The sequence below is a fragment of the Pseudoalteromonas sp. M8 genome (assembly GCF_018141365.1).
GTDB lineage: Bacteria > Pseudomonadota > Gammaproteobacteria > Enterobacterales > Alteromonadaceae > Pseudoalteromonas.
The window spans coordinates 2,432,873-2,454,223 of sequence record NZ_CP047240.1; the positions used below are offsets into that span (position 1 = coordinate 2,432,873).

General features: G+C 43.3%; 19 protein-coding genes. 16 read left to right on the forward strand and 3 right to left on the reverse strand.

Annotated elements, in window-relative coordinates; all coding sequences use genetic code 11:
- Positions 1-57: 57 nt before the first annotated feature.
- From pxpB to asnB, 6 genes are all read left to right on the forward strand, one after another.
- Positions 58-708 carry a 5-oxoprolinase subunit PxpB gene (pxpB, locus tag GSF13_RS15470; protein WP_010604906.1) on the forward strand — a complete coding sequence of 217 codons (651 nt, stop codon included), beginning with the start codon at positions 58-60 and terminating at the stop codon, positions 706-708.
- Positions 702-1,640 (forward strand): biotin-dependent carboxyltransferase family protein, encoded by a 939-nt coding sequence (locus GSF13_RS15475; RefSeq protein ID WP_174168787.1) that lies wholly within the window; start codon positions 702-704, stop codon positions 1,638-1,640. Before pxpB ends, GSF13_RS15475 begins: the two co-directional genes overlap by 7 nt.
- The gene (locus tag GSF13_RS15480) at positions 1,633-2,391 is read left to right on the forward strand and encodes a DUF969 domain-containing protein (RefSeq protein ID WP_010372454.1); all 759 of its coding nucleotides are present in this window, start codon (positions 1,633-1,635) and stop codon (positions 2,389-2,391) included. The genes GSF13_RS15475 and GSF13_RS15480 overlap by 8 nt, the downstream gene beginning before the upstream one ends.
- Entirely contained in the window at positions 2,388-3,398 is a 1,011-nt protein-coding gene (locus tag GSF13_RS15485) for a DUF979 domain-containing protein (RefSeq protein WP_206473155.1), read from the forward strand. Before GSF13_RS15480 ends, GSF13_RS15485 begins: the two co-directional genes overlap by 4 nt.
- Positions 3,398-4,060, forward strand: coding sequence for a pyroglutamyl-peptidase I (gene pcp, locus GSF13_RS15490; RefSeq protein ID WP_010604909.1), 663 nt, complete (start codon positions 3,398-3,400; stop codon positions 4,058-4,060). The genes GSF13_RS15485 and pcp overlap by 1 nt, the downstream gene beginning before the upstream one ends.
- Positions 4,061-4,248: 188 nt before the next feature.
- Positions 4,249-5,919 carry an asparagine synthase B gene (gene asnB, locus GSF13_RS15495; RefSeq protein ID WP_211866189.1) on the forward strand — a complete coding sequence of 557 codons (1,671 nt, stop codon included), beginning with the start codon at positions 4,249-4,251 and terminating at the stop codon, positions 5,917-5,919.
- Positions 5,920-5,971: 52 nt separating this feature from the next.
- Here asnB and pssA read toward each other — a convergent pair whose 3' ends face one another.
- Positions 5,972-7,297, reverse strand: coding sequence for a CDP-diacylglycerol--serine O-phosphatidyltransferase (gene pssA / locus GSF13_RS15500; RefSeq protein ID WP_211866191.1), 1,326 nt, complete (start codon positions 7,295-7,297; stop codon positions 5,972-5,974).
- Positions 7,298-7,583: 286 nt separating this feature from the next.
- Here pssA and trxB point away from each other — a divergent pair, with 286 nt between their 5' ends.
- The 4 genes from trxB (at position 7,584) to infA (ending at position 10,590) form a co-directional block, all read left to right on the forward strand.
- Positions 7,584-8,537: a thioredoxin-disulfide reductase gene (trxB, locus tag GSF13_RS15505; RefSeq protein ID WP_174168783.1), complete on the forward strand. Its 954-nt coding sequence runs from the start codon at positions 7,584-7,586 to the stop codon at positions 8,535-8,537.
- Positions 8,538-8,626: 89 nt separating this feature from the next.
- Positions 8,627-9,343 carry a leucyl/phenylalanyl-tRNA--protein transferase gene (gene aat / locus GSF13_RS15510; protein WP_010604913.1) on the forward strand — a complete coding sequence of 239 codons (717 nt, stop codon included), beginning with the start codon at positions 8,627-8,629 and terminating at the stop codon, positions 9,341-9,343.
- Complete coding sequence (locus GSF13_RS15515; RefSeq protein WP_010604914.1) at positions 9,336-10,067, forward strand: arginyltransferase; 732 nt, start codon at positions 9,336-9,338, stop codon at positions 10,065-10,067. The genes aat and GSF13_RS15515 overlap by 8 nt, the downstream gene beginning before the upstream one ends.
- A 304-nt stretch (positions 10,068-10,371) precedes the next feature.
- On the forward strand, positions 10,372-10,590 hold the full coding sequence (gene infA / locus GSF13_RS15520; RefSeq protein WP_002962494.1) for a translation initiation factor IF-1: 219 nt from the start codon (positions 10,372-10,374) through the stop codon (positions 10,588-10,590).
- Positions 10,591-11,346: 756 nt separating this feature from the next.
- Here infA and clpA read toward each other — a convergent pair.
- Both clpA and clpS read right to left on the reverse strand, forming a co-directional pair.
- The gene (gene clpA, locus GSF13_RS15525) at positions 11,347-13,611 is read right to left on the reverse strand and encodes an ATP-dependent Clp protease ATP-binding subunit ClpA (protein ID WP_010604915.1); all 2,265 of its coding nucleotides are present in this window, start codon (positions 13,609-13,611) and stop codon (positions 11,347-11,349) included.
- A gap of 28 nt (positions 13,612-13,639) precedes the next feature.
- Positions 13,640-13,957: an ATP-dependent Clp protease adapter ClpS gene (gene clpS / locus GSF13_RS15530; protein ID WP_010379297.1), complete on the reverse strand. Its 318-nt coding sequence runs from the start codon at positions 13,955-13,957 to the stop codon at positions 13,640-13,642.
- Positions 13,958-14,156: 199 nt separating this feature from the next.
- Here clpS and cspD point away from each other — a divergent pair, with 199 nt between their 5' ends.
- The 6 genes from cspD (at position 14,157) to purB (ending at position 21,329) form a co-directional block, all read left to right on the forward strand.
- Entirely contained in the window at positions 14,157-14,375 is a 219-nt protein-coding gene (gene cspD / locus GSF13_RS15535; protein WP_010379294.1) for a cold shock domain-containing protein CspD, read from the forward strand.
- Between the two features lie 491 nt (positions 14,376-14,866).
- A complete protein-coding gene (locus GSF13_RS15540; protein ID WP_211866193.1) occupies positions 14,867-17,086 on the forward strand; it encodes an NADP-dependent isocitrate dehydrogenase in 2,220 nt (739 codons plus the stop codon).
- 111 nt (positions 17,087-17,197) lie between these two features.
- The gene (locus GSF13_RS15545) at positions 17,198-17,866 is read left to right on the forward strand and encodes a pseudouridine synthase (protein ID WP_010604917.1); all 669 of its coding nucleotides are present in this window, start codon (positions 17,198-17,200) and stop codon (positions 17,864-17,866) included.
- 114 nt (positions 17,867-17,980) lie between these two features.
- Positions 17,981-19,081 (forward strand): tRNA 2-thiouridine(34) synthase MnmA, encoded by a 1,101-nt coding sequence (gene mnmA, locus GSF13_RS15550; RefSeq protein WP_010379287.1) that lies wholly within the window; start codon positions 17,981-17,983, stop codon positions 19,079-19,081.
- Positions 19,081-19,683 (forward strand): high frequency lysogenization protein HflD, encoded by a 603-nt coding sequence (gene hflD / locus GSF13_RS15555; protein WP_206471232.1) that lies wholly within the window; start codon positions 19,081-19,083, stop codon positions 19,681-19,683. The genes mnmA and hflD overlap by 1 nt, the downstream gene beginning before the upstream one ends.
- Positions 19,684-19,958: 275 nt before the next feature.
- Complete coding sequence (gene purB, locus GSF13_RS15560) at positions 19,959-21,329, forward strand: adenylosuccinate lyase (RefSeq protein WP_102056909.1); 1,371 nt, start codon at positions 19,959-19,961, stop codon at positions 21,327-21,329.
- Positions 21,330-21,351: the final 22 nt, after the last annotated feature.

Consider the following 21,351-nt stretch of genomic DNA (forward strand, 5'->3'; position numbering starts at 1 on the left):
TGCGAGGTGTGTTATAAGAAATATAACGTTTACCAAAGCAACCAATTGTTATTGTCTATGTCCGATGTGAGTTGTTATCTATTAGGTGAGCAAGCAATTGTTGTAAATGCAACATGTTTGCCTGATAGCAAAAGTCCAATTAATCAACGACTGTTCGCCCTCAAGAAATGGCTTGATAGTAGCGGTGATTTTATTGATGTGGTGCCTGCCAAATCTTCCGTTACTGCCTATTTAAAAGACCCCCGTAAAGCCGATCCGTGGCAACATAAAATCCAAGCACATTGGCAAGACCTAGAGGTAGCAGAGGTAAAGCCAACACACCATCATATTGAGGTGTTTTATGGCAAAGAATTCGGACAGGATTTTGAACGCATAGCGGACGAATTACAACTGACACCAAAACAGCTTATCGAGCTGCACTCAAGCGTTGATTATCAAGTACAATTTATTGGCTTCTTACCCGGTTTTGCTTACTTGTCAGGGTTACCAGCTGCGCTTCAATTACCCAGAAAATCCACACCAATTACCAAAGTCCCCAAAGGCAGTATTGCCATCGCAGACAGCTACAGTGCAATTTATCCGAGTCAATCTCCCGGTGGCTGGCATTTACTTGGACAAACCAATACTACGCTATTTGACCCAAATTCTGCGTCAGCAAGCTTGCTGCAACCAGGAGATATCGTGCGTTTTGTGGAGAAATCATGCTAGAAGTTATTAAACCTGGGCCACTTTCAACTATTCAAGACATTGGCCGTCAAGGACTTCGCCACTTAGGAGTAAGTCAAGCAGGTGTCATCGACCCTGTTGCGCTTAAACTTGCAAATACACTCTTGTCAAATGACGACGATAATGCAGCTATTGAAGTGACCATTGGCTTATGCGAGTTTCACTTCCACGCCCCCACTAACTTTGTTATCACAGGGGCAGATCTCAATGCTGCTTTAAACGATGAAGTGATATACCCTTGCTGGCGCTACAGGGCTAAAGCTGGAGATAAGCTAACATTTAAACAAAACCGCGATGGTTTACGCGCTTATTTGGTGGTCGAAGGTGGATTTACCAACATAGACAAGCTGCTTGGGAGTTATTCAACCGATCTCATGGCAGGCTTTGGGGGTATAAGCGGCCGAGCTCTTAAACAAGGGGACAAGCTGAGCTACACGCCAAGCACTGCCAAGGACGCCGTTGGTGGCCTGCAGCCCAGCTACGAAAAGCTCATTCATTTTATCCCAGGCCCACATCTCGAGTTAATTTCCAAACAGACACTGAGTGTATTAAACGACACCATTTGGAAAGTAAATCCCAGCAGTAATCGTATGGGTATTCGCCTAAGTGGCCATAGTAGCCTAGTGCATGCACATAATATTGCAACCCAAGCTGTCCACCCAGGCGTTATTCAGCTCCCCCCTAGTGGCGAGCCCATTATCCTATTGAATGACTGCCAAACCACAGGCGGTTATCCAATTATTGGTACCATCATTCAAGCCGATATGCGCCACTTGAGCCAATTGGGCGCGGGCGATTGTATCCATTTAAAATCAACATCCCTTATAGATGCAGCAAAGGAATCTCACCGAGTACAGGCGCATCTCAATCAGCTAAGGCTAGCGCTTAAAAATAAAGAACAACAAAATGACTGAGCTAAATCTCCTTCCTCTTTCGGGCATTGCTGTGATTGTTATTGGCTTTGCTCTGAGGTTTAATCCCTTGTTGGTTGTCACCTCGGCAGGTCTAGTTACTGGCTTTGCCGTTGGGATAGACTTTGTCGACTTAATTGCCACCTTTGGCGAAAAGTTTATGAACTCTCGCCAGCTTGCAAGCTTTCTACTTATCTTACCCGTGATTGCGATTTTAGAGCGTTACGGTTTACAGCAACGCGCTAAAGCTTGGGTTGCGGGCATAAAAGGGGCAACCACTTCTCGAATTTTAAGTATGTATTTTGTGGTCCGTGAGTGCTCCGCTGCGCTGGGGTTAATCAATTTAGCGGGCCAAGCGCAAACCGTTAGACCACTGCTTGCTCCGATGGCGATCGGCGCTGCGGCAAACCAATACGGCGACCTGCCACAAGATGTAAAAGACATGATAGGCGCACATGCTGCCGCCTGCGATAACATTGCCGTGTTCTTTGGCGAGGATATTTTTATCGCCTTTGGTGCTGTACTACTGATGGATGCATTTCTAAAAGAAAACGGCATTGCCGGGATTGAACCGCTACATATCGGACTTTGGGCAATACCAACCGCAATTGCCGCGCTCATTGTTCATCTTTTCCGGTTAGCGCGATTTGAGGCAAAAATCCGGGCAGAAATTGCGCGCTGTCAGCAGCAACAAAGCGAAGAAGAGCAAACACCTAGCAATACAAATTCAGCGCTTAAGGAGGAGTCATTATGAGCTTAATGAACACTCCTGACGCGCAATCTAGCTTACTTTCAATTGACAACATCTATTTATTAATTGGCTTTATTGTGATGTTTTTAGTGGTGAAAACGCTACAAGATAAGGCCCATCCTAAGCGCCTCACCACCGCCCTATTTTGGTTTTTATTTGGCTCTGTCTTTATCTTTGGTGATGCTTCTATCGCGTTGATTGGTGACCGAAATACATATTTATGGATTGGCATCAACGTGGTGATCATCGCACTACTTGCAGGTATGAATATGGTTTCCATGGGAAATTACGACATGCCGTGCGAACGAGCTAAAACAGAAGATGCAAATCGGTTTGGTAATAAATTGTTTGTTCCTGCTGTACTTATTCCAATAGTTACCGTTATCTGCACTATCATCTTAAGTGAGATCCAGCTCGGCGATTTTTATCTATTCGATCAGGAACATGTGACGCTTTCAGCACTGACACTCGCTTGCACCATCGCATTGCTGGTGAGCTGGAAAATAACCAAAGGCAGTCCACTACAAGCACTTTCTGAGTCTCGTCGCTTAGTCGATTCAATAGGGTGGGCAGCAATATTGCCACAGATGTTAGCAATGCTTGGCGGTGTATTTATCGTCGCCAACACAGGCACTGCTATCCAAGACTTAGTGACATTGTTTATTTCGCCAGATAACCGTTTTATGCTCGTTGTACTGTATTGTGTGGGCATGGCGCTATTTACCATGATAATGGGCAATGCTTTTGCCGCATTTCCGGTAATGACGGCGGGTATTGCGCTGCCATTTTTGATCCAAGGCCACGGCGCTGACCCTGCACCGCTTGTAGCAATTGGCATGTATTCGGGTTATTGTGGAACACTGATGACACCGATGGCCGCTAACTTCAACATAGTGCCAGCGGCACTGTTAGATTTAAAAGATAAATACCAAGTCATTAAAGTGCAAATACCAACCGCTATAACGTTATTGGTGATTAATATTTTTCTTATGTACGGAGTCGTTTTTTAATGTCCAGTTACAGTAAACCTTGTGTCCTCGTTACTGGGTTCACCCCATTTGGTGGTGAGTCCATCAACCCTTCATGGCAATTAGCTCAGCTATTAGAAGGTGAGACCATTGAAGGCCACCTGATCCACACAAAAGAGTTACCTTGTGAATTTGACAAAAGTATTGAGTCTTTAACACAAGCAATAGATAAGTATCACCCAAGCATCGTGATCTGTTTAGGCCAGGCTGGTGGACGCTGTGATATCTCCATCGAACGTATCGCGATTAACGTTAACGATGCCAGAATAGCCGACAACGCAGGAAACCAGCCGATAGATACACCAGTCGTTACACACGGACCCGATGCTTACTTTGCCTCTTTACCAATAAAAAGTATGCTAAGTAGTGCGATTCAGGCGGGAGTTCCTGCAAGTATTTCTAATACTGCGGGCACTTACGTGTGCAACCATGTGATGTATGGATTACTGCACTATCTTAGTACACATGACTTAGCGTGCCGTGGTGGCTTTGTGCATATTCCATACTTGCCCTCCCAAGCGGCGCACCACCCTGGTGCACCCAGTATGGACATTGACACCCTAGTTAAAGGAATAAAAATCCTATTAACCAGTGCCATTACACAAAAGCAAGATATTAAGCTTGTCGCTGGAACGACACACTAATAAGTAATGCCCCAAAATGGTGCAAGATTGCACCATTGCACATCACAAAAAATTCACATTTTCTCTATTTCATTGTGTGACTTATCAAATTATTTTTGGTAGAACTTAAACTATCTCATGGTAACTATGCTTCCGTGAGCAATAATAATTTGTTGATATTATCAACACATCAATAGGAATGAGGAAATATGTGTTCAATTTTCGGCGTACTTGACATCAAGACCGATCCCCTTGCACTTCGTGAGCAAGCGATCGAAATGTCAAAAAAATTAAGACACCGTGGCCCCGACTGGTCAGGGGTATATTCAAGTGAAAAAGCCATCCTAGTTCATGAACGTTTGGCAATTGTCGGCGTTTCTAGCGGCGCACAACCATTATTTAACCCTGAAAAAACACATATTTTGGCGGTAAATGGTGAAATTTATAATCATAAAGAGCTTGCAAAAGCACTGACCGTTCCATTTGAATTTCAAACAGAGTCAGACTGTGAAGTGATCTTGGCGCTATACAAGCAAAAAGGCCCTGAGTTTTTAGATGATCTCAATGGAATTTTTGCATTTTGTTTGTACGATGAAACGGAAGATGCCTTTTTAATTGGTCGTGATCATATCGGTATCATTCCACTTTACACTGGCCGTGATCAAAGCGGTAACCTCTATGCCGCCAGCGAAATGAAAGCGCTCACACCTATTTGTACACAAATTGAAGAGTTTCCTCCTGGCCATTATTGGTATTCAAAAGAAGGGGGTCCAAGAGAGTATTACCAACGCGACTGGCAAGCGTTTAGTGCTGTAAAAGACAATGAGGCCAGCCCCGAAGCGGTTAAAAATGGGCTAGAAGCCGCAGTAAAACGCCAATTGATGTGCGATGTGCCATATGGCGTGTTGTTGTCTGGTGGTCTCGATTCTTCAGTGATTTCCGCTATCACACAAAAGTTCGCAGCAAAGCGTATCGAAGATGATGATGCTTCCGATGCTTGGTGGCCAAAACTTCACTCATTTTCCATTGGCTTGGAAGGCTCACCCGATCTCGCTGCAGCACAAAAGGTAGCGGATAAAATCGGCACAGTTCACCATCCCATTCACTTTACCGTCCAACAAGGGCTCGATGCCCTTAAAGAGGTGGTCTATCACCTAGAGACCTACGATGTCACAACCATTCGCGCTTCTACTCCTATGTACCTCATGGCACGCTACATTAAAGCAATGGGCATTAAAATGGTGCTATCCGGTGAAGGGGCAGATGAACTATTTGGCGGCTATTTGTATTTCCATAAAGCACCAAATGCAGAGGAGTTTCACAATGAGCTAAACCGAAAGGTCTCGAAACTGCATATGTTTGATTGCTTACGTGCAAATAAGTCGATGGCAGCTTGGGGGGTTGAAGCACGTGTTCCCTTCTTAGATAAAGAATTTATCGATATTGCCATGCGTACCAACCCAGACTATAAAATGTGTAAAGATGGCCGTATCGAAAAACACATTATCCGTGAGGCGTTTGATGGCTATTTACCCGATGACGTTTTGTGGCGCCAAAAAGAACAATTTTCTGATGGTGTAGGCTATAGCTGGATCGATTCGCTAAAAGAGTATGTCAGTCAGCAAGTGAGCGATTCGGATCTTGAAAACGCCCACTACCGCTATCCAATCAATACACCGGATAGCAAAGAAGCCTATTATTATCGCACCATTTTTGAGTCGCATTTCCCAGGAGAAGCGGCAGCTAAGTGTGTTCCTCACGGCAAGTCTGTGGCGTGTTCAACGCCCGAAGCGCTTGCTTGGGACGAGTCTTTCCAGCGCAATGCCGATCCATCAGGTCGCGCAGCAAGCTCACACAACGAAGCGTATAATCAAAAATAAGAAAGTAAAAAAGGGACGCTCGTCCCTTTTTAAAAAACTGACAGTGTTTGAATTAAATAAAACGCTTGATAATAAAGTCGACTTTCACACGCTTAGCCTGGCCAAGAAGTTTTTTCACAGGTGCTGGATAATCCGCTAGTGTCTCGAGATCATCGTGGCTGTCGATGCGGCGACAATGTTTCAATATCTCTTGTTTTTCTAACTCGATTTGAGGTAACAATGCTTTGTCGGGATCTTCTATTAGAATACCATTTTCAATATCTAACCCCCATGCCCTTGGGTTGAGGTTATGACCACTCATTAAATGCGTATCGCCATCTTTGCTCACTCCCTTCAAGTGAAACGAGTTGTTGCCATCTTGCCACAGATACACATCCAGCAATCCGGCAGTTATGAAGCGGCGTTGCGACTTGATAAATTTATACAAAATGGTTTCGTACAAATACGGAAGCGCTCCAATTCGGCTAAATGGCTGCTCTGGACTGATATAGAAATCATTTGCCGTTTTATCCCCCACCACTATTGTCACCTTTTTACCTGTTTTCAGTAAACGACGTAATGAGCGAAGTAAAGGAGCCGGAAAATTGAAGTAAGGGGTGTAAAGCACTAACTCTTGTTCTGTGGTATCGAAAAGCGCCTTAATAAGACGGTTTAGCTTATTAGTTCTACGACCAAAACCTAAAAATGGACGAACCGTAAGACCTTCTCGACTGTTCGCCTTTGAAATATCATAACTGGCCTTTTTCAACTGTTTCATCAGCTGTTTTTGCTCAGTACGAATGTCGAATAAAGTAGGTAATGGGCGGATGTCGAGTCTAGGTACTGCGTCAGACGCTATCAGCACATGATCGGTAAAGTGGCAAAAGCTATCAGCGAGCTGTGCTTGTTTAATCACAAAATAGCGGTCTAGGCGGTATTTTTCATCTTGATGCAAATAGACATTATTTAAACTAGCACCGCTATAAAGCAGGATGTCGTCAATAACAAAGCCTTTTAAATGCAACACACCAAAAAGCTCTTTTGCTTTTACCGGCACACCATACACTTCAACTTGAGTGCCTAGCTGCTCTTTTAAATCACAATATAGCTTGGCGTTGCCTTCTGACTTTTCAGCACCAATCAGGCCACGTTGCGCACGGTGAAAATCAACCAACACTTTTACCGTTAAGTCTGGATTTTGCTGTGCAGCCTCGTGCAATGCGTGCAATATCTCACGACCCGCCTCATCATCTTGTAAATAAAGTGCGGTGATATAAATACGCGTTTTTGCCTGTGAGATCAGTTGTAAAAGTGTCTGATGATATTGCTTAGCATCAGTTAACACCTCACAATCTTGTGCACTTAACCCGAAGCCTGGGGTATTCTGCCAAAATGCCATATGTACCTTTTCAATTAGGCTATCAACTCTTGATAGCAAAACAAAATTCTCTAAAACATATCAAAAAAAAAACCTGAGGTCATGAAATACTGCTGTTTTTTGCTAGTCCCGAACAAGATTGCTCAATCTGTAGTCGATTTAAAACAAAACAGTACAAATTTTTTGACAACTTGCCAATTTATACCAAATCAGATTACGGTTTTTTATTTACTTCCCTATTGAATTACATAGAATCGAACAAACTTTTGCTTAATAGCATTTTTTAGAATTTAGTTAGGAAAATTACATGAGCGATGCAAAACACTGCAAACTGTTGATTTTAGGTTCGGGTCCTGCGGGTTACACTGCCGCGGTATACGCAGCACGGGCAAATTTAAACCCAGTACTAATCACAGGTATGCAGCAAGGTGGTCAGCTGACTACAACTACTGAAGTCGAGAACTGGCCTGGTGATGCACATGGTTTAACGGGTCCAGCTCTTATGGACCGTATGAAAGAGCATGCAGAGCGCTTTGAAACTGAAATCATTTTCGATCACATCAACAAAGTTGACGTGACGAAGCGCCCTTTCACACTCACTGGCGATCAAGGCACTTATACTTGTGATGCGTTAATCATCGCAACAGGTGCATCTGCTAAATACCTTGGTCTTGAGTCTGAAACAGCGTTCCAAGGCCGTGGCGTATCTGCTTGTGCAACTTGTGATGGATTCTTCTATCGTGGTCAAAAGGTTGCGGTTGTTGGTGGTGGTAATACCGCGGTTGAAGAAGCACTTTACCTATCAAATATCGCTGAAGAAGTACATGTTATTCACCGCCGCGATTCTTTCCGTAGTGAGAAAATTCTTGCCGATCGCTTAATGGATAAAGCGGCGAACGGTAACGTAGTATTACACCTAAATCGTACACTAGATGAAGTGCTAGGTGATGAGATGGGTGTTACTGGTATTCGTATCAAAGATGCTGATTCAGAAGCGACAGAGCAGCTTGATCTTGCTGGTGTTTTCATCGCGATTGGTCACAAACCAAACACAGATATGTTTGAGGGCCAGCTAGAGATGAAAGATGGTTATTTGGTAGTGCAATCAGGCCTCAATGGTAATGCAACACAGACTAGTGTTGAAGGTGTATTTGCAGCAGGTGATGTGTCTGACCACATTTACCGTCAAGCAATTACCTCAGCAGGTACAGGCTGTATGGCAGCACTAGATGCAGAGCGCTTCTTAGACAGCCAAAAATAATAGATAAATGGGTCGGTCTAGACTGGCCCACTTCCCTCCTTGCCTTAATTTGCTATATTGAAATAAATAACAATCTTGTAGTTTGTTCAATGATCCAACAACTGTTCCATCTCGCCCGCGATGACTTTCGCTTTCCGCCAAATCACTATGCCTTGTCTGAACCAGATGGACTGCTTGCCATTGGCGGGTGTTTACAGGTAAAACGACTGAAAAACGCTTATGCCAATGGGATCTTTCCTTGGTTTAATGAAGGTGAGCCAATCATGTGGTGGAGCCCAAGCGAACGCGGGATCTTGGAGCTTCAAGATTTTCATTGTGGTAAAACGCTAAGAAAAGCCCAACGCAAACTCAGTCCGACCGTCACAATCAATACCGCCTTTTCACAAGTGATTCAAGCTTGTAGAAATCAACGAATGGCCGCTGAAGGTACTTGGATCACGAATGCGATGTTGGCTGCGTATCAGCAAGCACACATTCAGGGATTAGCACATAGTGTGGAGGTATGGGATAAAGGCAACCTCGTTGGCGGGCTCTATGGCATCATGCAGTCCGGTGTATTTTGTGGTGAATCTATGTTCCACACCTTACCTAATACGTCCAAAATGGCGATGTGGGCACTGGTTAATTGGCTCAAAGCCCATCAAGCACATTTTATTGATTGCCAACTCGAAAATCCTTATTTAACAAGTTTGGGATTAAAAGTTGTACCAAGGAGCGAGTTTTTGACTAGACTTAGATTGGCGGATCGATTTGAGATCCCATCATCAATGTGGCAGCCTCAGGAGTTGAAAGCTATCTATGAATGAACACTTTCCTTCTAAAATCGGACTGAGCCAACAATTTAGTTGTAGTTATTTACCTGAGCAGAAGGAACAGTTACTGGTTATTCTAGACCCAAATTGTTACAGCCCAGATAGATTTGAACAATTGTTAGCATTAGGGTTTCGCCGCAGTGGAGACCAGATTTATCGTCCGCACTGTCCCGCATGCTCAGCTTGTCAATCAGTAAGAGTATTAACTCAAGAATTTAAACCGAGTAAATCTCAAAAGCGCAAACGTAATAAATTAAAACAAGATTATCAGCTTATTATTAGCCATCAGGAGCGGCCTGAATACTATCCGTTATACGAGAAATATATCAGTCTACGCCACAGCGATGGCTCTATGTACCCACCTAACCGTCTCCAGTACGAAAGCTTCTTATTTTGTCGTTGGATGAACATCGTCTTTATCGAGCTATGGCACAAAGATAAATTAATTGCAGTGGCGGTCACAGATTCAATGCCCTATTCATTGTCTGCTATTTACACCTTTTTCGATCCTGAGTATGAATCACTAAGTATCGGTACTATCATGATCATGGCTCAGTTAGAACAGGCGGCGAAACAGAATAAACCCTATTTGTACTTGGGTTATCAAATCGACGAATGTAAAAAAATGCGTTACAAAACCCAATTTGTTCCAGCACAAAAGTTAGTTAAAGATATTTGGCAAGATATTGATCCCGCTCCCCCGCAATCTTGTGGTTAGTGCTTAGTATTCCTGCATGCTTAAGCTCAAATGCAGGAATACTTCTCCTTTTACACCCTTATTATCCCGTTGCATGGACAAAAAACATGCGTTACTAGCAGACTTTCCTATGCTAGAATAGCGCCCTTGCCTAGTAATATGGCTCCAGATTTTGAGATGCGTTAGGAATAGAAGCGAAAAACTTTAGTAAAACTGGCTGAATAAACGACCAAATTAACAAAAAATCAGCTTGTAACTTTACTTATTCCCCGCTTTTGGGCAAAATCTGCATCGTTTAATTTAACCAAGAGGTGATACGCTACACATGGCGAAAGAAGACGTAATTGAAATGCAAGGCACGGTCCTTGACACGCTACCAAACACAATGTTCCGTGTTGAACTAGAAAATGGTCACGTGGTTGTTGCACATATTTCTGGAAAAATGCGCAAAAACTACATCCGTATTTTGACTGGTGACAAAGTTACTGTTGAAATGACGCCTTACGACCTATCAAAGGGACGTATTGTCTTCCGTGCTCGTTAATCTGCGTGTGTAGATTTATACTAAGTTGATGCCGTAAACTCGTTGATACCCAAGCGACTTCAACATACTGATGTTACTTAGGTATACCAAGTTCATTCAAGCAATTAGTATACACGAACGACTAACGCTGAGTTTAAAAGACGGTAATGCCACATCAAACTCAGTGATAACAAAAAGCCCAGCTATTCTGGGCTTTTTGTCGCTTGAATTTATTATCTAGCCCTAACCTCAGCGTTCAAAGGGAGCACCATGGTCTTCCGTGCTCGTTAATCTGCGTGTATAGATTTATACTAAGTTGATGCCGTAAACTCGCTGATACCCAAGCGACTTCAACATACTGATGTTACTTAGGTATACCAAGTTCATTCAAGCAATTAGTATACACGAACGACTAACGCTGAGTTTAAAAGACGGTAATGCCGCATCAAACTCAGTGATAACAAAAAGCCCAGCTATTCTGGGCTTTTTGTCGTTTGAATTTATTATCTAACCCTAACCTCAGCGTTCAAAGGGAGCACCATGGTCTTCCGTGCTCGTTAATCTGCGTGTGTAGATTTATACTAAGTTGATGCCGTAAACTCGTTGATACCCAAGCGACTTCAACATACTGATGTTACTTAGGTATACCAAGTTCACTCAAGCAATTAGTATACACGAACGACTAACGCTGAGTTTAAAAGACGGTAATGCCGCATCAAACTCAGTGATAACAAAAAGCCCAGCAGTGCTGGGCTTTTATCCTATAGTTCAAAGGTCTTATGCTGACACCGCTTCCGTTTGGTAATCAAAGGACAACTTGTTGTCTTTCACTGTGACTTTTACCGTCCCACCATCAGACAAATGACCAAACAAGATTTCATTGGCAAGAGGCTTTTTCAGGTTGTCCTGAATAACCCTCGCCATTGGACGAGCCCCCATTGCCTTGTCGTAACCAAGATCTGCCAGCCAATCTCGTGCTTGCGCCGTAAGTTCCAGATTAACAGACTTCTTATCAAGCTGCGCTTGCAATTCAACAATGAATTTATCAACAACTTGCAAGATAACTTCTTTCTCTAGGTGGTTGAACCAAATGATGTTATCCAAGCGGTTTCTAAACTCTGGTGTGAACACCTTATTGATTTCTACCATGGCATCATGAGAGTAGTCTTGCTGCTGGAATCCAATCGATTGACGAACAGTCTCTTGCACACCCGCATTTGTTGTCATCACCAACACAATGTTTCTAAAGTCTGCCTTACGACCATTGTTGTCTGTTAGCGTACCATGATCCATAACCTGCAATAGAATGTTGTAGATGTCTGGGTGTGCTTTCTCTATTTCATCGAGCAACACCACTGCATGAGGATGCTTGATTGCAGCCTCGGTCAACAGTCCACCCTGCTCAAAGCCAACATATCCCGGTGGCGCACCAATTAGGCGGCTAACGGCATGGCGCTCAGAGTACTCAGACATATCGAAGCGAATAAACTCTATGCCCATACACTTAGCAAGTTGCTTGGTTACTTCGGTTTTACCAACCCCAGTAGGACCTGCAAACAAGAATGAACCTACAGGCTTGTCTTCATTAGCAAGACCTGAGCGTGATAAGCGAATAGCTGATGTTAACGCGTCAATCGACTCATCTTGGCCAAACACCAACATCTTTAAGTTACGATCAAGATTCTTAAGCGTTTCTTTATCACTAGATGATACGCTTTGCTGTGGAATACGCGCCATTTTAGACACAATAGCTTCAATGTCCGACACATTAATCGTTTTCTTCCGTCTTGAAGTTGGCTGTAGCCTTTGACTTGCACCCGCTTCATCAATGACATCGATTGCTTTGTCAGGCAAATGACGCTCATTAATATATTTAGCGCTCAGCTCAGCTGCCGCTTTTAACGCTTTTTGCGTGTAACGAATACCGTGGTGCTCTTCATAACGCTCTTTCAAGCCATGTAAGATCTTCGTGGTATCTTCAACACTTGGTTCAACCACGTCGATTTTCTGGAAGCGGCGCACTAATGCTCTGTCTTTCTCAAAAATATTCTTGAATTCAGAATATGTTGTCGAACCCATACAGCGAAGCTGTCCACTCGATAACAGTGGCTTAATTAGATTAGATGCGTCCATCACACCACCTGAAGCAGCGCCAGCGCCGATAATGGTATGGATTTCGTCAATAAATAATATCGCATGAGGCTTTGACTGAAGTTCTTTCAGTAGCGCTTTAAAACGTTTCTCAAAGTCACCGCGATATTTTGTACCCGCAAGTAATGCTCCCATATCCAGTGAGTAAACCACAGCGTCAGCAATTACATCAGGTACCTGATTATTGACGATCCGATAAGCTAAACCTTCAGCAATCGCGGTTTTACCAACCCCCGCTTCACCAACGAGTAACGGGTTATTTTTCTTACGACGGCACAGCACCTGAACCGTACGCTCAACTTCCTCATCACGACCAACCAACGGATCAATACGTCCAGATTCCGCTTGAATATTTAGATTAGAAGTGAAATTTTCCAGCTTGGTTTTCTCTTCCTGTTGCATTTCACCGCTATCGTCTTGCATCTCTTCATGATCGTCTCGCTCGTGATCATCTTCAATTTTAGAGATACCGTGACTAATGAAATTAACAATATCTAGACGACTAACGTCGGCTTTCTTAAGTAAATAAACAGCTTGGCTTTCTTGCTCAGAAAAAATCGCGACAAGCACGTTTACCCCTGTTACTTCTGAGCGACCAGATGATTGAACATGGAATACAGCGCGTTGTAATACACGCTGAAAACCAAGTGTTGGTTGTGTTTCTCTGTCTTCCTCTAAATCAGGAATAACAGGCGTTGTTTCATCAATAAACTCTGATAACTCGCGCTTCAAGGTATCCATATCGACACCACAGGCATCAAGCGCCTCACTAGCAGAGGGGTTATCGATCAATGCAAGTAATAAATGCTCAACCGTCATAAATTCATGACGGCGAGAACGGGCCTCGCGAAACGCGGCGTTAAGAGTAAGTTCTAAGTCTTTGTTTAGCATTGGCAACCCCCAACAAGAAATTTATAGGTTATTCCTGCTCACAACTACAGAGCAGCGGGTGCTCGTTGTCACGAGCATATCGGTTTACCTGCTCAGCCTTGGTATGGGCTATGTCAGCAGGGTATACTCCACATACCGCTTTTCCCTTGTGATGCACTTCAAGCATCACCTCAGTTGCTCTCTCGCTATCCATATTGAAGAATGTCGTCAATACCTCGACAACAAAATCCATGGGCGTGTAATCATCATTGTTTAAAATCACTTTATATTTTCGCGGCGGTTGAAGCTGCTGCTTCTGTTCCTCGCGAACGGCGTCCAATACACCCGAATCTTTTGTCCCACTCATAATAAATATAGTCTTGTCTTATATACTCAAGCAAATAGATTTGAGAAATAAATAAAATGTTAAAAAAAAGAGCAAAAAACTTGACTGCTTGCTCATATAAACTACAGTCTTACATGACTGTCTAATCTATGGGCAGTTTAGCAAAATTAAAAGAGTAGATTAACATTAATTTAGTCAACTTATAGAAGGATGTAGAAGTATGGCTTGCGGAAAAGTCAAATGGTTCAATAACGCCAAAGGGTTTGGTTTCATCGTAGAAGACGGCAGTGACGAAGATATCTTTGCTCATTACTCAACGATTGTAATGGATGGATACAAGACGCTTAAAGCTGGTCAGGATGTATCATTCGAGCTACAACAAGGACCTAAGGGTCTACACGCAACCAACATCGCTCCAATTACGGAAGATGTTGTTTAAGTGTTAACGTAGTTTTTGGCTAAAGCGGGTTACATGAGTGCTCGCTTATTCCTCTTTTTTGAATATCTGCACAATAACTAAAAGAAATCTTCAATCTCTCCTTATCACGTTTGTTATAACTTTTCACTTTTACACTTTAAATTTAATAATTAGCCCCCATATGCAAACACTGTTAGACTAAAGCACGCTTGCAAAGTCAATTTCAGGTTGATTAGATATTGCTACTTGATGCATTTCAATGCTGAATGAATACCAGTTATTGTAATAAGCCAAAAGTATAAATACCTAACAAACTTGCTAATGCTGCGCTACCTAGGCATCGATTCTAACGAGGATTGTCGAGGTTTTTTGCACCTTTCATTAATCGCTTAGTGAACTGGTCCCGTTTTAACCAGCGACAACGACACGTTGTTGAGTGTGAAAATTGCGTTGCTTAGTCCTATTAGCAATTGTTGAACGGCGTAAAAGCCCACAACTATCTAGGAATGATGATGACATCGAAAATTATCTATACCAAAACAGATGAAGCCCCGGCTCTCGCAACTTACTCGCTATTGCCAATCATCCAAGCATTCACTAAGCCTGCAAATATCGAAGTTGAAACTCGCGATATTTCACTTGCAGGACGTATTATTGCGACTTTCCCTGAGTACTTAAAAGAAGAACAACGTATTGGTGATGCACTCGCTGAGCTAGGTGCACTTGCTAAAACGCCTGAAGCTAACATCATCAAGTTACCTAATATCAGTGCTTCAATTCCACAACTTCGTGCAGCAATTAAAGAATTGCAAGCTAAAGGTTACGCGCTTCCAGAGTATCCTTCTGAAGCAAAAACAGACGAAGAAGCCGATGTTAAAGCGCGTTATGACAAAATCAAAGGTAGTGCAGTAAACCCTGTACTTCGTGAAGGTAACTCAGACCGCCGTGCTCCAACTTCAGTCAAAGGCTATGCTCGTAAAAACCCACATTCAATGGGTGCTTGGTCTAAAGACTCACAGTCTTATGTTGCATCAATGGCTGACGGTGACTTCTTCGGTTCTGAACAGTCGGTAACGGTTGCTGAAGCGACTGATGTTCGTATTGAGCACGTAGCGAACAATGGTGACATCACCGTACTAAAACAAAGCACGCCACTACTTGCGGGTGAAATCATTGACGCCTCTCGTATGAGTGTACAGGCACTACGTGAATTCTTAGCAGTACAAGTACAAGAAGCAAAAGATAAAGGCGTTTTGTTCTCGCTACACATGAAAGCAACAATGATGAAGGTGTCAGATCCAATCATCTTTGGTCATGCTGTAAAAGTATTCTACAAAGACGTATTCGAAAAGCATGCGGCGACATTTGCTGAAATCGGTGTTGATGCAAGCAACGGTGTTGGCGACGTGTACTCAAAAATTGAGTCGTTGGACGATGCGAAGCGCAAAGAAATCGAAGCTGACCTTGCAGCCGTTTACGAGACAGCACCTGATATCGCGATGGTAGACTCAGACCGTGGTATTACAAACCTGCATGTACCTAGTGACGTGATCATTGATGCATCAATGCCTGCTGCAATTCGTTCAAGCGGTCAGATGTGGAATGCTGAAGGTAAACAACAAGATACGGCTTTTGTGATCCCAGATCGTTGTTACTCAGGTGTGTACGGCGCAACGATTGATTTCTGTAAAGAAAACGGTGCATTTGACCCACGTACTATGGGTACGATCCCTAACGTCGGTCTAATGGCACAAAAAGCGGAAGAGTACGGTTCACACGACAAAACGTTTGAAGCGCCATCAGCTGGCACAATCCGCGTTGTAAATGCGGCGGGCAACACTTTACTTGAGCACACTGTTGCAGAAGGCGACATCTGGCGTATGTGTCAGGTGAAAGATGCACCGATCAAAGACTGGGTAAAACTAGCGGTTAACCGTGCTCGCGCAACGAATACACCTGCCGTTTTCTGGTTAGACGAAGCCCGTGCTCACGACGCTGAACTTATCAAAAAGGTAAACGCATATCTGCCAGAGCATGACACTGATGGCCTTGAAATCTTAATCAAAGCACCAGTGGATGCAACACTATACTCTCTAGAGCGCATGAAAAAGGGCGAAGATACTATTTCAGTAACGGGTAACGTGTTACGTGATTACCTAACTGACCTATTCCCAATTTTAGAGCTTGGTACGAGTGCAAAAATGCTATCTATCGTTCCACTAATGAATGGCGGTGGCTTATTTGAAACTGGTGCGGGCGGTTCTGCGCCTAAACACGTTCAACAGTTCGAAAAAGAAAACCACTTGCGTTGGGACTCGCTAGGTGAATTCCTTGCACTTGCTGCTTCTTTTGAGCATTTGAGCCAAACAACGGGTAATGCTAAGGCACAAGTACTTGCAGACACACTAGACGCAGCAACGGCTAAATTCTTAGATGAAAACAAGTCACCTTCACGTAAAGTGAAAGAGCTTGATAACCGTGGTAGCCATTTCTATCTTGCAATGTACTGGGCTCAAGAGCTTGCTGCACAAGACAAAGATGCAGAGCTTAAAGCTAAGTTTGAAAATGTTGCTGCGGAACTAACAGCAAAAGAAGCTGATATTGTTGCAGCACTAAATGAAGCACAAGGTCAAGCAATGGATGTTGGTGGTTATTACCAGCCAGAAGATGACAAAGCGTTCGCAGCTATGCGTCCTTCTGCGGTATTTAACGACGTACTAGCGTCACTGTAATCTTCGGATAACAGTCAAAAAGCGGCCTGAGGGTCGCTTTTTTGCTTGCAGGCGACACTCAGGAGCAATTGCGCTAAAATGCCATTTTTCGTGAACCTTAGGAATGTGGCGATGAACACAAGTAGTAGAGCCAATACAAATAACAAAAGAAAATCACATGCTAATAAGCCCGCATTCTCTAGACACAACACAGCACGGAAAAAGCCAATAACTAATCGGCTGTCAAAACCCGCCCTACCGCCAGAGCAAGTAAAAGTCGTTCTATTTAATAAGCCTTTTGATGTTTTGTGTCAGTTTACTGATGATCAAAATCGTCAAACATTGGCTGATTTTATTGATATCAAAGATGTCTATGCTGCAGGTCGCTTGGATAGAGATAGTGAGGGGCTATTGCTACTTACCAACTGCGGTAAATTACAAAACACCCTGACTTCTCCTAAAAAATCGACATATAAAACCTACTGGGTTCAGGTCGAAGGAGAGCCAAGTAGCGAATGCCTAAACGCGCTAAGAAACGGTGTAGAACTAAAAGATGGTCCAACTTTACCTGCCAAAGTGGAAGTAATAACTGAGCCCAATGTTTGGCCGCGTAACCCGCCGATAAGAGAACGCAAAAATATCCCAACAACCTGGCTTTCTATCTCCATCAAAGAAGGGCGTAATAGACAAGTTCGTCGTATGACGGCGCATATTGGTCATCCCACGCTTAGACTTATTCGCGCACAAATAGGCAAATATAGTCTGGGCGATCTTAAAAACGGTGAATATCGAGTGCTTTAGCATTTCCTAGTGGGACTTTTCTCCTGCGCTTGAACAGCTCACGGACGTGCAATTTAAAGAGATTTGAGTATAATAAGCGCTTTCTATCTGAGCATTAAGATTAATAGCGAAATTATGAGCGATAATAGTCACATTAAAGTCATTGTCGGAATGTCCGGCGGTGTAGATTCTTCTGTATCTGCCTACCTTTTAAAACAACAAGGCTACCAAGTAGAAGGCCTGTTTATGAAGAACTGGGAAGAAGATGACAATGATGAGTATTGTGCAGCAGCTGAAGATCTAAAAGATGCTCAGGCAGTGTGTGATAAGCTAGGTATTGAGCTACACACCGTAAACTTTGCTGCTGAATACTGGGATAATGTGTTTGAACACTTCCTTGAAGAATACAAGGCTGGCCGTACACCAAACCCAGATATCATGTGCAACAAAGAAATCAAATTTAAAGCCTTTTTACAGTTTGCAGCAGAAGCGTTGGGTGCAGACTATATCGCAACTGGCCACTATGTTCGTCGCGCAGAGCGTGACGGTAAATTCGTTATGCTTCGTGGAGATGACGAGAACAAAGATCAAAGCTATTTCCTTTACACATTAAGCCATGAACATATTGCGCAAACACTCTTCCCTGTGGGTGAAATTGAAAAGCCAGAAGTGCGTAAAATTGCAGAAGACCAAGGCTTAATCACACACGATAAAAAAGATTCAACCGGGATCTGCTTTATCGGTGAGCGCAAATTTAAAGACTTCCTTGCCAAATTTTTGCCCGCGCAGCCTGGTGTGATTGAAGATTGCGAAGGTAATCATGTTGGTGAACATGAAGGCTTGATGTACCACACGCTAGGTCAACGTAAGGGTCTATTAATTGGTGGTTCTAAAGAAGGCAACGGCGAACCTTGGTATGTGGTAGATAAAGATATCGAACGTAATGTACTGGTTGTTGGTCAAGGTAAAAACCACCCTCGCCTGTTCAGCAATGGTCTAAACGCAAATCAACTACATTGGGTCGACCGCGTAGGTCCGCAAGGTACAACTCGCTGCACGGTAAAAACACGTTATCGCCAAACCGACATCCCTTGTACGTTATTAGTTGGCCAAGATGGTATGGCACGTGTGCTATTCGATGAGCCACAAAAAGCCGTAACTCCCGGACAATCTGCGGTATTCTACGCAAATGACGTGTGCCTTGGCGGCGGTATTATTGAGTCGGTGATTAAATAATGCAAAACCAATACGTAATGCCTCTGGCGGCAATGTGTCAGATCAGTAAACTGGTACAAAAATGTGCGCGTTACGGCACCTTCAATGAAAATGAAGTTGAGGGCTTTTTAAAAAGCATTATTAATACTTCTCCTGAACGCCCAGAGGACGTTTACCCAGACAAATTTGCCATCAAAACAGGCTGTCGAACGCTAATTGAGCAGCTTTCGGCTGGCGGCGAAAAAGACGTTGAAATGGTTAAATATGTTGGCGCGATGATGCAATTAGAGCGAGTGCTAAGTAACGATAGCAAATCTCTTGATTTGTTAGCACAAAAAATTCAGCAAGTTGAGCGCCAGTTATTACACTTTGATATCTGTGAAAGCCAAGTTGTTGCCGCACTTGCCAACATTTACGGTCAAGTAATAAGCCCTCTTGGCCCTAAGATCCAAGTATTCGGTAAGCCTGAGCTATTAAAACAAACAGCAACACAACAAAAAATTCGGGCGCTATTACTTGCGGGGATCCGTAGTGCAGTATTGTGGCGCCAGCTCGGCGGTAAACGTCGTCATTTCTTTTTTGCGAAAAAGAAAATCATTACTGCTGCAAAAAGTTATATGTAATACCAATTTGTCTTAATACTTGCTCAATTTGAAGGAGCAAATCTGACGCTAACAGGGCTAAGAATTTCTTATTTAGAACAACTAAATAGCAAAATTTTCGCCTTGCCTATATGGATGTAGGTACCTTGGCGTGAGCAGGATGCGGAAGCGGTGTTATCGACTAGATTTTATCGCCTCAAAGTAGACCACTTAATTAATCAAGTTGGTATAAAATTCGTAGTGGTTCTAATACCACTATCTAAGTATCGTTCAAAAACAAATAGTTAGGAGTTATTATGGAGCTTTCAGCGTTAACCGCTATCTCTCCTGTGGATGGTCGCTATGGTAGCAAGACCAAAGAACTGAGAAGCATCTTCAGTGAATTTGGCTTGATCAAATACCGCGTCATCGTAGAAGTTCGTTGGCTACAAGCGCTAGCGAGCAGCGACGCCATTAAAGAAGTACCTGCTTTCAGCGATGAAGCCAACGCACTTCTTGATAGCATCGTTGAAAACTTCAGCGAAGCAGACGCAGCACGCGTAAAAGAGATTGAGCGCACCACTAACCACGACGTTAAAGCTGTAGAATACCTTCTTAAAGAAAAAGTAGCTGACAATGCCGAGCTAAATGCCGTCAATGAATTTATTCATTTTGCATGTACCTCTGAGGACATCAACAACCTTTCTCATGGCCTAATGCTAACTGAAGCGCGTGACACGGTATTACTGCCATACTGTGATGAGCTACTGAGCGCAATCAAAGACAAAGCGGTTGAGTATAAGTCAATTCCAATGATGACTCGTACACACGGCCAACCTGCTTCACCATCAACCATGGGTAAAGAGTTTGCAAACGTGTATGTTCGTCTGCAACGTCAACGCCAGCAAATCGCTAACGTACAAATGCTTGGTAAAATCAATGGTGCCGTTGGCAACTATAATGCTCACCTAAGCGCTTACCCTGATTACGATTGGCATGCACACAGTGAACGTTTTGTATCGAGCCTAGGTTTGACTTGGAACCCGTTCACAACACAAATCGAACCGCATGACTATATCGCTGAGCTATTCGATGCGATTGCACGCTTCAATACTATCTTAATTGACTTTGACCGTGACGTTTGGGGTTATATCGCGCTAAACCACTTCAAGCAAAAAACCATTGCTGGTGAGATTGGTTCTTCAACAATGCCTCACAAAGTTAACCCTATCGACTTTGAAAACTCTGAAGGTAACCTTGGCATTGCTAACGCTATCTTTGCGCATCTTGCACAAAAACTACCTGTTTCACGCTGGCAACGTGACCTAACCGACTCAACGGTTTTACGTAACTTAGGTGTTGGTATGGGTTATGCGCTTATCGCGTATCAAGCAACGTTAAAAGGCGTTAGCAAGTTAGAAGTCAATGCTGATCGTTTGCTTGCTGAGCTTGATGATAACTGGGAACTACTTGCAGAGCCAATCCAAACGGTAATGCGTAAGTACGGTATCGAAAAGCCATATGAAAAGCTAAAAGATCTTACTCGTGGTAAACGCGTAAACAAAGAAATCATGGCTGACTTCATCGATAACCTAGACTTGCCAAATGAAGTAAAAGCACAAATGAAAGAAATGACGCCAGCAAACTATATCGGTCGTGCTGAAGCGTTCATTGACGAACTAAACTAAGTATAAAGCGACACCAGCTTTT

Excerpts from the sequence above, each read along its gene's own strand:
- pcp (WP_010604909.1), top strand. The coding sequence starts at position 3,398 with ATGTCCAGTTACAGTAAACCTTGTGTCCTCGTTACTGGGTTCACCCCA.
- GSF13_RS15515 (WP_010604914.1), top strand. The coding sequence starts at position 9,336 with ATGAATGAACACTTTCCTTCTAAAATCGGACTGAGCCAACAATTTAGT.
- pxpB (WP_010604906.1), top strand. The coding sequence starts at position 58 with ATGTCCGATGTGAGTTGTTATCTATTAGGTGAGCAAGCAATTGTTGTA.
- GSF13_RS15480 (WP_010372454.1), top strand. The coding sequence starts at position 1,633 with ATGACTGAGCTAAATCTCCTTCCTCTTTCGGGCATTGCTGTGATTGTT.
- GSF13_RS15545 (WP_010604917.1), top strand. The coding sequence starts at position 17,198 with ATGAACACAAGTAGTAGAGCCAATACAAATAACAAAAGAAAATCACAT.
- clpA (WP_010604915.1), bottom strand. The coding sequence starts at position 13,611 with ATGCTAAACAAAGACTTAGAACTTACTCTTAACGCCGCGTTTCGCGAG.
- infA (WP_002962494.1), top strand. The coding sequence starts at position 10,372 with ATGGCGAAAGAAGACGTAATTGAAATGCAAGGCACGGTCCTTGACACG.
- pssA (WP_211866191.1), bottom strand. The coding sequence starts at position 7,297 with ATGGCATTTTGGCAGAATACCCCAGGCTTCGGGTTAAGTGCACAAGAT.
- GSF13_RS15475 (WP_174168787.1), top strand. The coding sequence starts at position 702 with ATGCTAGAAGTTATTAAACCTGGGCCACTTTCAACTATTCAAGACATT.
- aat (WP_010604913.1), top strand. The coding sequence starts at position 8,627 with ATGATCCAACAACTGTTCCATCTCGCCCGCGATGACTTTCGCTTTCCG.
- trxB (WP_174168783.1), top strand. The coding sequence starts at position 7,584 with ATGAGCGATGCAAAACACTGCAAACTGTTGATTTTAGGTTCGGGTCCT.
- clpS (WP_010379297.1), bottom strand. The coding sequence starts at position 13,957 with ATGAGTGGGACAAAAGATTCGGGTGTATTGGACGCCGTTCGCGAGGAA.
- cspD (WP_010379294.1), top strand. The coding sequence starts at position 14,157 with ATGGCTTGCGGAAAAGTCAAATGGTTCAATAACGCCAAAGGGTTTGGT.
- GSF13_RS15485 (WP_206473155.1), top strand. The coding sequence starts at position 2,388 with ATGAGCTTAATGAACACTCCTGACGCGCAATCTAGCTTACTTTCAATT.
- mnmA (WP_010379287.1), top strand. The coding sequence starts at position 17,981 with ATGAGCGATAATAGTCACATTAAAGTCATTGTCGGAATGTCCGGCGGT.
- asnB (WP_211866189.1), top strand. The coding sequence starts at position 4,249 with ATGTGTTCAATTTTCGGCGTACTTGACATCAAGACCGATCCCCTTGCA.
- GSF13_RS15540 (WP_211866193.1), top strand. The coding sequence starts at position 14,867 with ATGACATCGAAAATTATCTATACCAAAACAGATGAAGCCCCGGCTCTC.
- hflD (WP_206471232.1), top strand. The coding sequence starts at position 19,081 with ATGCAAAACCAATACGTAATGCCTCTGGCGGCAATGTGTCAGATCAGT.
- purB (WP_102056909.1), top strand. The coding sequence starts at position 19,959 with ATGGAGCTTTCAGCGTTAACCGCTATCTCTCCTGTGGATGGTCGCTAT.